Below are 13390 nucleotides of genomic sequence, written 5' to 3' on the forward strand. Positions count from 1 at the left end.
TACTGATTTGCAGGGTATTCACCATCAGGCTTAAGTGTTAACAGCGGGCATAAACATTACGCCCGCTGTTATAAATTTACTATTGTTTTTTAACATCAACCCAAAGCTTGTATGGGCGCTTTACTATCTTATCATAGTCGCTGTAGATATTGCCGTAATCATCAGCACCCGCAATAGCGAATGTGAATGCATTGTCGGTAATGGTTTTCTTCAGACCATTGCCCAAGTCGCTGGTGCCCGCGCCATCAAACGTACACACCTTGGTTGTTCCATCGGTAAATGTGAACGTGATGGTATTGTTAGCATAGTTATGCAGCCATTTGCCGGTGCCTTTCGGGATAACGCGGTACTTGCCGTTTACATCGGTAACCGGGTTTTTGATATAGGTGAAATCGGCGTAAGCGCCATCGGCACCCGCCGCGTTTACCACATCGCCCTGTGTATTGCCATCGGCTGTGATGCCGGTGTAAGTAAAGGTTAAAGTGTTATCATACTCCGACGCCGGGCCGTTTGCCGGCCATACCGATTTGGACGCCATATTCAACACCGAACCACCGCCATACTGCGGGCCGGTACCGCCATACAGGGTGTAATCCTGAATGGTAAAGGTGCCTAAAAGCGCCTCGGTAAAGGGTTGGATGATCACCGTCCACTCGCGGGTTTCGCCCGTTTCGGAGGTTACGGTGTATTTAGCCCGATTGCTATTCGCGGCAAAATCTACCACCTGGCCGGATGCCGGGGTAACCGATGATTTGTAAGAGGTTTGGATAGTAGGCTTTACCGCGTTAAATGTAGTGCCTGCTTGTAGCAGTACACGTACTGTAACGGTAGCGTTCGGCCTGTCTACCACGGCGGGGCCAACCTGTACCAGCCCATCGCTCAGGCTTACGGCCTCTATGGCGCGCTCGTGGCTTTGAATGCCGGCCGCAGGGTCTTTTTTACAGGCCGCGAAGAGCAGCACCGTAAGTATAAATAGATAGTTTATGCGTTTCATCTTCTTGATTCTTTTTTCGTTTAAAGATTTGGGTTCCTGTCAACTTCCGATTGCGGGATGGGGAAAAAGTACGGGTCGCCGGTTACGGATTTACCGTATTTGGTTACCAGTATGTTCTCGATGTTATGCGTACGGCGCAGGTCGAAAAGGCGCTGCCCCTCAAAGCATAACTCCCATGAACGTTCCTGCAAAACCGCGTCGCGGAATTGCTGCACGGTTAATCCCGGCGGAAGATCGCCAAGCCCAGCACGGGTACGGATGGCTTTAACAGCCGCGTAGCCTTCGGTAGTTGGGCCGCTTGCTTCGGCGTAAACCAATAACACATCCGAATAGCGGAGGATAGGCGTGTTGCAGCTGGTTTGGTCGCCCGCCTGCCAGCCCGAATCGTTAAACTTATTGCTGAACGGACGGGTATACGAATCGGTAATACTTAAATTCTGTGTTGGGCCGGTGCCGGAGTTACCGCCGTTTACATCGCTGATGGTAGAGATGATGAGCTGGGTTTTCCGTTTATCATTCGCATCGAAACTGTTATACAGCGCAGATTCTGTTAAAAACTCATTGAAGCCACCTGGTACAAATACACCACCCGGCAACCTGAAATTGAGGTTAGGCATAAACATTTTTGGCAATTTGGAATAAAGGCCTTCGTTGGTGCCGGTACGGTCGGTACTGGCATCCCAAAGGTGTTCGGGGCCTGCCTTCTTGTTCACATCGTAAATGGCAACCAGGCTTGGGTCTAAGCCATAGGCGGTTTGCTCGTTGATCACCTTGGCCGAAAACTCTTTTGCTTTGGCGTACATCTCATCAGCTCCGGCCACAAAATCGTAACCTGGCGAGCCGCTTGCTTTACCTGATGCCAGCGTTAAGTACACTTTAGATAGCAGCCCCCAGGCACCAACCTGGTTTACACGGCCAAGGCGACGGGTTTGGTCCATCATGCCGGCAGCCTTGGTCAAATCTTCTATTATTTGTCCGTAGATCAACTGGATAGATGATTTGGCAAGGTTGGTTTTGCTCGGGTCATCAACTGGCTCTAAATGCATCGGCACTGCGCCAAATAAACGCACCAGGTTAAAGTAATGCAGGGCGCGCAGCGTGTATGCTTCGCCTATGATCTCGTTTTTGGCGGCATCGCTTATTTTGGTGATGGCCGGCACATAGGCGATAACCAGGTTGGCCCGGTTGATACCTACATAAGGCAGCTGAAAGCCCGGCCTTAAAACGCTGTTAGTTGGCGTGGCCGATAGTTTATCCAATAATACCTCGTCGGCATTTTTACCCGCCGCTATTTCGATATCTTCGGTTGGCGATTCGGTTAGGGTGATGAAATTACGCGAGTAATAATCCAGATCGGGTAGGATAGAGTAGGCGTAGATCAACGCCGAATTAGCATCTGCCTCTGTTTTGTAAAAGTTCTCGGTAGAAAGAAATCCGTACGGCTTTTCTTCCAGTTGTTTTTTACAGGCGGTGAAGCCGGTAACAGCTAAAACCAGCGCTATATATTTTAATTTTTTCATGTTGTTTGCTCTTAAAAATTAGAAACTAACGTTTACGCCCAGTGAATAAGTCCGTGGTTTGCGGTAGTTGCCACCAAATTGCCCGTTCTCCTGCACCTCAGGATCGAAGCTTGGGTTGAACTTGGTGAAGGTGTACAGGTTGCTCCCCGAGAAGTAAACCCGCAGGTTGGAAATACCTTTGATGGTTTGCGGCTTAAGCGTGTACCCTAAATTCACATTCTGGATGCGCAGGAACGAGCCGCTTTCGATATACCAATCCGACGCGTAGTTAACCCTCGTAGAGTTTACGCTTGGGAAAAGGTTCGTTGGGTTATCTGGCGTCCAGCGTTGCAATTGCGCGCTTGGGGTGAATTTAGAAAAGTTGAATACATCGTTCCCTTTTACACCGTAAAATTGGGTAGATAAGTCGAACCGCGCGTACTTTAAGCTGGTGTTAAAACTGTAAGTAAAATCGGGGTTGGGGTTACCAATAATGTACTTGCCGTTTTGGCCAACCGCCAGCGGACCGCCTGCAATATATTTCAGGTCGCCAGCTTTTTGTACCGTGCCGTCTACCGGGGAAGTACCGCCGGTTTGCTGTACAATACCATCGAACAAATACCCTACAAACACCTGCGCCGGGTAACCATTAATGTAGTAGTTAAGCGGCGCGCGAATTGCCTCAATATCGCCTTGCGCGGCCTCGATAGAGTTGCCACCACCAATGTTAAGCACCTTGTTGCGGTTTAAGTTGAAGTTACCGCCAACACTCCAATCGAATTTACCTTGTAGGATCTGCGCGTTCACGCCCATCTCAAAACCTTTGTTATCAATCACCCCATCGTTGATCTGGATAACGCTGTAGCCTGATGAAAGAGCTATCTGGTTCAATCTTAGCAGGTCGGTTGTGTGTTTAAAGTAGTAGTCGGCGTTGATGGTAAAGCGCTGGTTAAATAACCCAAGGTCTATACCAATATCCAGCTGACGGGTAGTTTCCCATTTCAGGCTTTTGTTACCTAAGCCGTTGAATACTTTACCATTGGTATTGGAGCCATCGTTAAAAAACGGCGGGCCGTAACCGGTTTGGAAGCCGCCATCGGTAAAGTATTTGTAGCTGCCCAACAGGGATAGCGATTGGTAAGGCGAAATGCCCTGGTTACCAACGATACCGTAGCTACCGCGCAGTTTTAATTCTGATACCTGCGGGATGTTTTTCATAAACGCTTCTTCGTTCACTTTCCAGGCTACTGCGCCGGTAGGGAAGAAGGCATATTTGTTGTTGGCGCCAAACTTCGATGAACCATCTGTACGGCCCGTAAAGGTGAACAGGTAACGGTTGAGGAAGCTGTAGTTGAATCTGCCGTAGTACGACTCCAATACCGATTTAGTGGAGTTGTTGCCCACCAGGTAAGTGGTTGCACCGGCAAGGTTCTCGTCTTTTAAAATATCATTCACAAAACCCTGGCCCTGTATGCTTGAGGTGCGCACGGTTTGGGCTTCGTAACTGGTACCTGCCACAAAGTTGATGTGGTGTTTGGTGCCGAAGTCCCTGTCGTAGGTTAAAAAGTTCTCTACGATGAGGTGGTTCGAATCATAATTGCTCACGGTACCCAAACCCTGGAACTGGTAGCCCGATGAAGTAGCATCCCTTGGCTGGTAATTATCGCTGATGGAGTTACCAAAGGCGTTGCTGATACGGGTACGGAAGTTTAAACCTTTAACGATATCCCAACTGATATAGGCCGACGACAAGAGGTCTAACGTTTTGCTTTTGTTAAGCACCTCGTTGGCAATTTGCACCGGGTTATTATAATCGTTACTGCCGATGTGGAAGTAAGTACCATCGGGATTGTAGGCCGGGAAAATGATGTTCCTGTCTACAGATAGGCCTTGCCCGTAGTTCTTGGTCCAGGTGGCGATGATGTTTACGCCAAGGGTAACGTTCGATTTTAGTTTTTGCTCCAGGTTGGCGCGGCCGATGTATTTTTCGTAACCGTTTTTAATGGCCAGGCCCTGCTCATTGTAATAATTGCCCGATACGGAGTATTTGGTTTTATCGGTACCGCCATCTGCCGAGAGGGTATAGCTCTGGGAGATAGGGTTGCGATAAACCAGGTCGACCCAGTTGGTATTGTATGGCCATGGCTGTTTTGTCGGGTCGATACCACGCAGCTCGGCAACAGAAGGGTAGTAGGTGCCACCGATGACCTGACCAACATACTGGGGCGCTTCGCCACCGTTGATACGCGATTCATTGTTGATGCTTGCCACATCCACCGGGTCGGTAAACAGATCGAGTTTGTTACCCAGGGTTGATACCGTGGTCAACGCCGTCAAACCGATGCGTGCCTGCCCGGTTTTGCCGCGGCGGGTAGTGATCAAAATAACCCCGTTGGCACCACGCGAGCCATAGATAGCTGCTGATGATGCATCTTTTAATACCTCGATAGATTCGATATCATCCGGGTTAACCTGCTTAATGCCGCCTGCATCCCCCAAGGGGATCCCATCGATAACCACCAATGCGTTGGCATCGCTGCGCGAGCCGTATCCACGTACACGAATAGTTGCACCTGCACCGGGCTGGCCCGACGGCGCGATAACCTGCACACCGGGGATTTTACCCTGTAAAAGCTGGTCTACGTTCGCCGACGGTACACGGTTAAGATCGCTGCCTTTGATGGAGCCAACCGAGCCGGTAACGTCGCTCTTTTTGGTAGTACCGTAGCCTACAACCACTACCTCGTTAAGGTCGCGACTGGCGTTTTGAAGCGATACATCAATTTTGCTTTGCCCGGCAGCCACTTGCACCTCGCGGGTTTGCATCCCTATGAACGAAAAAACAAGCGTGGCCTGCTGGCCGGGTAAAGAGATGGAGAAAGCGCCTTTAGCATCTGATACTGCCCCGGCGGATGTGCCTTTTACCGCGATGGTAACACCGGGCAGGGTAATTCCCTGCTGATCGGTCACCACGCCGGTTACCTGCCGTTGCTGTGCCAACGCTGTAGCAGCGCTGATACAAAGCCAGATGACACACATGAAAGTTGTGTAAATTGTCCTCATAAATTTTGAATTGGTTTATGAGAACAATGTTACCTGTGCCGTTATAAAAGCTATTCCACTATTGTTTCAATATGGTACACCGTTTGTTTAATTAATTTATATTCAAATAGTTAGATATTTAGTAGGTCTTGTCTTCCCTATCGACCAAGCAAACCCAACGCTAAAATAAAAGAGCAGCTACCGGATGGGCAGCTGCTCTTTTGCTGTTGTACATTGATAAGTGTTTTCGGAACTCGTGTAGAGTCTATCGGGTACGGCTGTACTGTTCGTCGGTAACCTGTTCCATCCAATCTACCGGCGAACCGTTTAGTTTTTCCTGTATCGCTATATGGCTCATGGCTGTTGTGGCGGTAGCACCGTGCCAGTGTTTTTCGCCCGGGGTAAAATATACCACGTCGCCCTGGTGGATCTCCTGCCTCGCTTCGCCCTCACGCTGCACCCATCCAGCCCCTGCGGTTACAATAAGCGTTTGCCCAAAAGGGTGGGTATGCCAGGCAGTACGGGCACCCGGTTCAAAAGTAACCAGTGCCATAGTCACGCGCGATGGCTCCGGCGGGCTGATCAGTGGATCTATCCTAACCGTTCCTGTAAAGTATTCGGCGGGGCCCTTTCCAGAAGGTTGCGTGCCATTGCGTTTTATTTCCATGTTGATCTATTTAAATTAGTCGTTTTATTGGAGGTAAATTACCTGCCAATTTACAGATATCAAAGATACCCCGGCCATGGGCGTAGTGTTAACAATCACCAAACAAAAAAGTGTATAATTCAAACAAATTTAAACCGAAATGAGCGCTAATTATATTTAGCCTTATAATCTAAAGGAGATACCCCGGTTATCTTTTTAAAAACTTCCCTAAACGCTTTATCGTCCGAATACCCCACATCGTTCATTACCTCAAAAATCGTTTTCCTGCCCTTTTCTAAAGTGTTTTTGGCAACTTCCACTTTTACCCGCTGCATGTATTCTACCGGCGTATTGCCCGTGGCTCGTATAAAACGCCTGTCGAAAGTTCGCCTGCTGATAGCCAGCTTGGAAGCCAGCTCCTCAAAAGAGATCTTCGCGCTTAAGTTCGCCTCAATAAAAGCCTGTGCCTGGCCAATCAATTCGTCACCATGGTTTTTTTGCGCCTGGAAGATAAAGAAAGGTGACTGCGAAGTCCTGTCCATATCGATTTGAAAAACTTTGGAGCAGAAGATAGCCGTTGCCCTGTCGAAATATTTTTCTACCAGTAAAAGCATCAGGTTTAAAAACGAGTAAGCCCCACCATTGGTGTAGATGCCTTGGTCGGCCGTTACCAATTTATCGGTATGCAGCTCAATATTTGGGAATAACCTTTTAAATTCACTGGCGGCATTCCAATGGGTAGAACATATTTTGCCATCCAACAAGCCGGTAGCCGCAAGTAAAAACGCACCGGTGCAAATGCTCGCGATTTCGGCGCCTGTTTTATACTGCTCCCTTATCCAATTAATAAGTACGGCGTTGTGCTTAATTACGTTCACATATTCGTGCGAAACAGAGGGGATGATGATGAGATCGGTTTTGGGCAGATCTTCAATATTTACGGGATGGATGGAGAAGAAACCACCATCCAGTTTTAGTTCGGTCATGAAACCGGCAATACGTACCTCCATTTTAGGCTTGTTCCCGAGCCCCAACCAATAGCCGTTTGCGCGGGCCAGGATCTGGAACGCGCCTGTTACACTGGCCAGGTTAGCATATTCTTTAGGGACAATGATTACAACTTGTTTCATACCTCGGGTTTTTTTAACAAATATACGTGCATGTTATGTCCAAATCAACCCGGTATAATGTCTGTTTCGCACCATGATACTGTGGTATTAAGACACTAGATTTGTTTATCAGTTCATCACAATAATTGAATAATGTATAACTATAAATTCATGAGAGGGGTTTTAATGGTGATGCTGAGCATATCCGCCATATCCTCTTTTGCTCAAAAAAAACAAAACAAAAACAAAATGAGTACAGCAGATTTTACAACTACCATAATGGTAGGCCAAACTCCAAAAGAAGCTTTCGACGCCATTAATAATGTACGCGGTTGGTGGTCCAAAGAGATTGAGGGCAATACAGCCAAACTCAACAGCGAGTTTAAGTATCATTACCAAAATGTGCATCGCTGCCAAATGAAAATAATAGAATCCGTGCCCGGTAAAAAGGTGGTTTGGCTGGTGATGGATAACTATTTTAATTTTATAAAGGATAACAGCGAATGGAAGGGAACGAAAGTGATCTTCGAGATTTCGGAGAAGGATGGCCAGACGGCTATTGTATTCACCCACGCGGGGCTGGTGCCTCAATATGAGTGTTACGAAGTATGCAGGGGTGCCTGGACAAACTACATCCAAAACAGTTTGCGCAACCTCATTACCACGGGTACGGGCCAGCCTAATGGCAAAGATAAGCCGCAAACCGAAGACGAAAGAAAACTTGGGACAGTCCAATAATGCCGAGGTGAATTAATGATCTGTGAATAAAATAAAATCAAAAAATATATGAACGATTACAAAAAAAGTATCAGCGTAAACAATTCGGCTGATGAAGTATATAAAGCCCTAACCGAACACATACAAGATTGGTGGAGCGACGATTTTTCTGGCGCGGCAGCGCAAAACGGCGACCAGTATAATATCGCCTTCGGCGAAACAAAAAAAACTTTCGAGATAGCGGACGCAATACCCGGCCAGCAAGTTGTGTGGGTATGCCTGAAAGCCTATATTGATATGGATACCCTGAAAAAAAAGGATGAATGGGTAGGCACAAGAATAATTTGGACCATAGCCAGCGAAGCAACCGGTACAACACTAACCATGCTGCACGAAGGACTGAACCAAACCATTGAGTGCTACGATGTATGCGAGCCGGGTTGGAACTATTTTATCCAAAGCTTATATACCTTCTTAGCCACCGGGACAGGAACGCCTTACCTTAAGAAAGAAGGTACGCTGGAGTGGGAAAACAAATAACCCTCCCAAAACAATAAGACGCAACCTGCCTTGGTGACGCCATTGAGGATGCTTGCGTTTTATTTACACGGCTATAGTTTTAGCACAGAGAAAATACCTAACCATCATTTCCCGCCATTATCAGATTTTAACGACTGGAAGTCTTCAATTTTTGATTTATCGGTGATAGTTTTTATGGTTTCATCCAGTTCATTGGCCGAAATTAAAAGATAATCGAGTATCTCTTTCTGTTCCTCTGCAGTGTTGCTAAAATCCTTCAGCATTGGTATCAGCCCCATTATCCGTGATAGGGGAGCGCGTACGATGTGAGATTGGATCCACGAAATTTCGCGTAAGCGTGTGTTTTGACTTTCAATTGCCTTGATGTAATTCTGTATTTCCGTTATGTCCGTGGCTATCGCAATGTTGGCTTTAATGCCCAAATACTTAATTGGTGCCACCTGGATTTCAACACTCATTAATTCACCGTTCCTTTTTTTATGGGTCAGGATTCTGCTGTAAGTACCATCCTTTTGATTGGCTCGTTCACTAACAGCACGCAGCATATCGGGGATTTCTTCAACTGGCCTTATCACATCTAAACTCATTGACAAAAACTCTTCACGCGTATAGCCATAATGCTGTACCGCCGCATTATTAACATCCAGAAACCGGAAGTTATTAATATCTGCAACCCATGCCGGCAAAGGGCTAAGATTAAAAAGTTCGCTATACATTTTTTTCGAGAGTTCCAGGTCGGCGTTAGAAACAGCCAGTTCCTCAGCTTGTTGTTGCAAATTCTTGTTCAACTTCTTCAACTGCTCAAGAGCATTTCTCCTTTCGGTAATATCGATGCCCGAAATACATAGCCCTATTACCTTTTTGCCATCATGAACAGGTTTTACGTTTGCGATAAAATAGTGAGAAACTCCATCTTTTGTATATGATATTTCATAATCTTCTGATTGGTTTGTTTGTATCACCCGGTCGTATCTTGCAAGCGCATTTTCTCGCCTGTCGGGTAAAAGTGAATCAGCCATATTACCTCCAGCCCGCAATTCCATACCGGCAGCATGAAAGTAAATATCTTTCATGTGTTTGTTAATAGCAATAATATTGTATTTAGTATCAAACAACATGTATGATACGTCCGTAGTTTCGAACATCGACTTTAGATTAGCTTCCGACCTTTTCAGCTCGTCATAAACTGCTTTTCGGTCAGTAATATTCACCATGGTGCCAATAAGCGCCGGCTGCCCGCGGTATAAAGTTGCTCCTCCTAATATTTCGAACCATATGGGCTGGCCATTCTTTTTAACTATCCGGGTCTCATACCTGCTGGTTGATGTGATCTCATTATCCACCCGTTGCTTAATGTTTTCTCTAACCACCCCGATGTCATCCGGATAAATAAATTTTTCGAAAGTTTCATTAATGATCTCTTCCTCGCTATACCCCATATCTTCAATAACCCTTGGGTTTACGTATACGATCTTGTCGTTTTGGATGATGTATACACCGACGATAAAGTTCTCCACGAGGTTTTGAAACTTATATTGCGATTCTATTTTCTCGGTGATGTTTTCTACCTGGGCAACAAGATATAGCGGACGCTTATCCATATCTGTTATGAGCGATACATTCAGGTTGATCCAAACGATGCTTCCATCTTTATGGATATACCTTTTTTCCAACCGATAGGTTTCCGATCTCTCTTGCAGGATACTACCCTGGGCGGCCAGGTCTTTTGCAAGGTCTTCAGGGTGCGTAACATCCATAAACGTGAGCGATAATAGCTCCTCCTCGGTATACCCCAGCATTTCATATAAAGACCGATTTACTTTTATCCACCGCCCCATCGAGTTTTCTTCTATCGAAGTAATCCCCATGCCAATTGCCGAATCTTCAAAAGCACCGCGGAACCTGTTTTCTGACTCCACCAGTTCTGCCTGTTGGCTATCCTCGTCAAAGTAAACCTCTATGGCTTCGGCTATGGAATTAATAAGGCTGCGCTCTTCCTTCAGGAATAGCCCTTCTGCTTCCGGTGGCATGTTCGCCGTATAAATTACTTCAATACTTCCTTTTCTGCCATCAAGTAAATTGAAATCGGCTTTCTGTCTGTTTATCGAATCCCGGTAGCCTTGCGTTTTGTATTCTTTGCCATCAAACAATATTTTCGCCTCACACACTTCCGGGTATTGCCAGCCCGGCGGCAATACTTCCACTATTTGCTGTAGCAATGTATCCGTATCTACATGCTCCTGCTGAAGTATCTGGTTAACCTTGTAAATAGTGGTGAGTTCTTTTACGCGCTCGTGTAACTGGTGCTGTGAGTCCTCTTTTTCTTTGCGGATATTGATGTTTTGTACCGCGATGGATAAGTTAGCTGCAAGGCGCTTAAGTGTAGACACCTCTTCTTCATCGAATGCATTGGCTTTGGCGGAATAGATGCCTAACGCCCCGCTTTTATCGCCGCCGAGGTTAAGATGCAACGAGGCCGATGATTGGATACCAAACAAATTTGCATCTTTTACAAACTGACCGAAATACGTGGAATGGGCAACATCGTTATTAACGACAGTTTTACCGGTGAGTAAAGCTATTGCGGTTGGCCCGTTAGATTGCTCGGGGTCATCAAGCACTATCTTTGCATCTTTTAAATATTCGGTAGCGCCAATTGCCACCAGCGGAACTACTGTTTGGTTGGCATCATCCGCATTGGGTTTATGGCAGATCCATGCAAGTGAATACCCACCCGATTCCACAATACAGCTACACACCCGGCTGTAAAGCTGATGAATGTCGTGTTCGGCCAGGATAACATCGTTGATCTGATTAAGCAGGTTTAGCTCTATATTCGTTTTATTGATCTGGGTAGTTTTGACGTTGATTATTTGTTTTAGTTTGTAAGGCTCCCGCATTTTTCTATAAGCCATTAAACCTGCAGCAAGCGATAGCAGGATGCCCATGCCCGATAATTCAAAGGGGAATCTATCAGCAACATAACCCTCACTGTAGCTGATGCGCAGCAGCCAGTCGCCCTCAGGTATTTCAATATCAATATATTCGCTTTCCCTGGCAGGTTTGGTGTAAGATAGGGGGAAAGGGGCAATAACCTTGTTCTGGATCTTTAGTAACTGATATGCGAACTTTTTCTTGTCAACCCGTACTTGCTCAAGCTCTTTTTGAATTACAGCCAGCCGCGTAAGTACCGTGGCAACAGCTTTTACTTTGTTGTTAATAATTATGGGCACCTTACCCAATATCCCTGTATCGCCAAAGCGCAGGCGCCTTGGCCCTGCAAAGTAAATGTCTTTCCGGTCTACGGCACGGGCTTCTTCCACTCTGCGTACGGGATCGGCATTAACGTTGCTGCCAATGGTGCCTTTATAGACCGCATCGGGGTAAACATTTTTTACTATACCGTTTTCGGTTATCTGTAGGGCCTGCGCGTAAGGGCTATTGCTTAGTATCTGGCGGGCTATGCTGTCAAACCTGGCGGGAACCCCATATTGCTTGTATATAATTGCAAGCGTATTGGCGGCAGCCACATCACTAAACAAAATATTACGGAACCGGTCTTTTGTAGCGGCAGCCTCATGTTCTAATTCGTTTTTCTGTTTAGCTTTTGAGATTTTATACTGTTGATAGGTAAGGAATTGGGTAAGTACAACCATGCCCAAAAACACAATAGCAAAAACTAAAGAGGGCAGCTTGTACATACTGGCGACAGAGGTTTATAAAGTATATGCAATGTAAACAAAAGTAATTGGCTATTTAACGAACACGTGGAAAAATGGTTTCAAAATATCTTGATACCAAAATTTAACTTCCTCCATATTACAGGGCTATCACGCTCAAAAATAGGAGAGAAGGCCATTATCGCTATTTCTCATTTAGGCTACAATTGTCCTCAGTCAGGCTACAAATAGCGAACGGGCACTGCTGACCTTTGATGTATCAATAACAAGAAAAGAAATCATGAAAAATAAGAATGAAACTACAGGCGTTGGCTCTGCTCAAACGCCCGGTACCAATAACAAAGTTTGGTTTATAACCGGAGCTTCCCGGGGATTCGGCCGCATTTGGGCCGATGCGGCGCTTAAGCGTGGAGATAAGGTTGCAGCCACTGCACGAACATTGTCGAGCATAGCCGACCTGAACGATAAATACGGCGATAACGTGCTTACTTTGGAACTGGATGTAACCAAGCCCGAGCAAGTGAAGAGAGCGGTTACGCAGGCACACGCGCATTTCGGGCGGTTGGATATTGTACTTAATAATGCCGGTTACTCATTAGTAGGTACAATTGAGGAAGCAGGTGCAGACGATGTTAGGGCGATGTATGAAACCAATGTTTATGGCCCGCTTGCAGTGATCCAGGCGGCATTGCCCTTGCTTAGGGCACAGGGTAGCGGGCACATACTGGGTACATCAAGCAACCTTGGGCACGTAACCTTACCTGTAATTGGTTACTATTGCTCCTCAAAATGGGCGTTCGAAGCTATCCACGAAAGCTTAGCGGCAGAAGTAAAGAATTTCGGTATCAAAGTAACTATTATTGAACCGGGTGCTTACGCCACCGAATTTGGCAGCCAGGAATCGTTGAAATTTGCAGCAGGGCTTGATATTTACACCGACTATAAAGCACAGTTTTTTGATAGTTTAAGATCGATGGAACGCGGCGACCCCAACGCCACCCCACAAGCTGTTTTTAAAATGATAGATTCGGAAAACCCTCCGTTGCGGTTCAACCTCGGCAGTCACAACTTAGAATGGACACGCTCTGCCTATGCCGAACGGTTGGCAACATGGGAAGAGTGGGGTGCTGTTTCCAGCTCGGCCCAAGGCGTATCAAAGTAAT

At 46.4% G+C, this 13390-nt stretch carries 9 protein-coding genes; 3 read left to right on the forward strand and 6 right to left on the reverse strand.

Annotated features, from left to right (window positions below; translation table 11 throughout):
• Positions 1–79 precede the first annotated feature (79 nt).
• The 5 genes from EPL05_RS07570 to EPL05_RS07590 form a co-directional block, all read right to left on the reverse strand.
• Positions 80–994, reverse strand: coding sequence for a hypothetical protein (locus EPL05_RS07570; protein WP_128533343.1), 915 nt, complete (start codon positions 992–994; stop codon positions 80–82).
• 20 nt (positions 995–1014) lie between these two features.
• A complete protein-coding gene (locus EPL05_RS07575) occupies positions 1015–2514 on the reverse strand; it encodes a RagB/SusD family nutrient uptake outer membrane protein (RefSeq protein ID WP_128533344.1) in 1500 nt (499 codons plus the stop codon).
• 18 nt (positions 2515–2532) lie between these two features.
• Positions 2533–5556 carry a SusC/RagA family TonB-linked outer membrane protein gene (locus EPL05_RS07580; RefSeq protein WP_128533345.1) on the reverse strand — a complete coding sequence of 1008 codons (3024 nt, stop codon included), beginning with the start codon at positions 5554–5556 and terminating at the stop codon, positions 2533–2535.
• A gap of 244 nt (positions 5557–5800) precedes the next feature.
• Positions 5801–6202, reverse strand: coding sequence for a (R)-mandelonitrile lyase (locus EPL05_RS07585; RefSeq protein ID WP_128533346.1), 402 nt, complete (start codon positions 6200–6202; stop codon positions 5801–5803).
• Positions 6203–6348: 146 nt separating this feature from the next.
• The gene (locus EPL05_RS07590; protein WP_128533347.1) at positions 6349–7311 is read right to left on the reverse strand and encodes a GlxA family transcriptional regulator; all 963 of its coding nucleotides are present in this window, start codon (positions 7309–7311) and stop codon (positions 6349–6351) included.
• A 228-nt stretch (positions 7312–7539) separates the two neighbouring features.
• Here EPL05_RS07590 and EPL05_RS07595 point away from each other — a divergent pair, with 228 nt between their 5' ends.
• Both EPL05_RS07595 and EPL05_RS07600 read left to right on the forward strand, forming a co-directional pair.
• Positions 7540–8028, forward strand: coding sequence for an SRPBCC domain-containing protein (locus EPL05_RS07595; RefSeq protein ID WP_128533348.1), 489 nt, complete (start codon positions 7540–7542; stop codon positions 8026–8028).
• Between the two features lie 48 nt (positions 8029–8076).
• Positions 8077–8547, forward strand: a complete 471-nt coding sequence (locus EPL05_RS07600; RefSeq protein ID WP_128533349.1) for an SRPBCC family protein — start codon at positions 8077–8079, stop codon at positions 8545–8547.
• Between the two features lie 104 nt (positions 8548–8651).
• Here the strand turns inward: EPL05_RS07600 and EPL05_RS07605 are convergent, their stop codons facing one another.
• Entirely contained in the window at positions 8652–12248 is a 3597-nt protein-coding gene (locus EPL05_RS07605; RefSeq protein WP_128533350.1) for a PAS domain S-box protein, read from the reverse strand.
• A gap of 259 nt (positions 12249–12507) precedes the next feature.
• On the opposite strand from EPL05_RS07605, the gene EPL05_RS07610 reads away from it, so the two are divergent.
• Positions 12508–13389, forward strand: a complete 882-nt coding sequence (locus tag EPL05_RS07610; RefSeq protein ID WP_128533351.1) for an SDR family NAD(P)-dependent oxidoreductase — start codon at positions 12508–12510, stop codon at positions 13387–13389.
• Position 13390: the final 1 nt, after the last annotated feature.

Source organism: Mucilaginibacter gilvus (assembly GCF_004054195.1).
GTDB lineage: Bacteria > Bacteroidota > Bacteroidia > Sphingobacteriales > Sphingobacteriaceae > Mucilaginibacter > Mucilaginibacter gilvus.

Excerpts from the sequence above, each read along its gene's own strand:
- EPL05_RS07570 (WP_128533343.1), bottom strand. The coding sequence starts at position 994 with ATGAAACGCATAAACTATCTATTTATACTTACGGTGCTGCTCTTCGCG.
- EPL05_RS07575 (WP_128533344.1), bottom strand. The coding sequence starts at position 2,514 with ATGAAAAAATTAAAATATATAGCGCTGGTTTTAGCTGTTACCGGCTTC.
- EPL05_RS07580 (WP_128533345.1), bottom strand. The coding sequence starts at position 5,556 with ATGAGGACAATTTACACAACTTTCATGTGTGTCATCTGGCTTTGTATC.
- EPL05_RS07585 (WP_128533346.1), bottom strand. The coding sequence starts at position 6,202 with ATGGAAATAAAACGCAATGGCACGCAACCTTCTGGAAAGGGCCCCGCC.
- EPL05_RS07590 (WP_128533347.1), bottom strand. The coding sequence starts at position 7,311 with ATGAAACAAGTTGTAATCATTGTCCCTAAAGAATATGCTAACCTGGCC.
- EPL05_RS07595 (WP_128533348.1), top strand. The coding sequence starts at position 7,540 with ATGAGTACAGCAGATTTTACAACTACCATAATGGTAGGCCAAACTCCA.
- EPL05_RS07600 (WP_128533349.1), top strand. The coding sequence starts at position 8,077 with ATGAACGATTACAAAAAAAGTATCAGCGTAAACAATTCGGCTGATGAA.
- EPL05_RS07605 (WP_128533350.1), bottom strand. The coding sequence starts at position 12,248 with ATGTACAAGCTGCCCTCTTTAGTTTTTGCTATTGTGTTTTTGGGCATG.
- EPL05_RS07610 (WP_128533351.1), top strand. The coding sequence starts at position 12,508 with ATGAAAAATAAGAATGAAACTACAGGCGTTGGCTCTGCTCAAACGCCC.